The sequence below is a fragment of the Brevibacillus sp. MCWH genome (genome assembly GCF_013096935.1).
Taxonomy (GTDB): Bacteria; Bacillota; Bacilli; order Brevibacillales; family Brevibacillaceae; genus Brevibacillus; species Brevibacillus aydinogluensis.
In genome coordinates this window covers 1-252 of record NZ_SDLF01000268.1, presented here as the reverse complement: position 1 = coordinate 252, position 252 = coordinate 1, and the positions used below count along the sequence as shown (strand labels likewise).

Annotated in this window: 1 pseudogene; it reads left to right on the top strand. The window is 46.8% G+C overall.

Annotation, left to right across the window (positions count from 1 at the left end):
* Window positions 1–70 precede the first annotated feature (70 nt).
* Window positions 71–252 (top strand): annotated as a pseudogene (locus ETC00_RS20565) (group II intron reverse transcriptase/maturase); the annotation flags it as partial.

Here is a 252-nt window from a genome sequence, read left to right as displayed (position 1 = left end):
ATTTCGTGAATCATGTAAAACTCCCCATTCTTTATCATGATTCCTCTCTCCTCCAAGGAGAGAGTTTGCGATGAAAGTGGGGAATTTTCAACCGATTATATTGGGGATTTTAACGTTGATCTTCACAGAGTTCTCCGACTCCAGCTTCGGGTTCCGTCCAGGCCGCCGTGCTCACAGTGCTGTGCGGAAAGCACAACAGTACATCAACGAAGGATTCCGGTATGTGGTCGACATCGACTTGGAGAAGTTCTT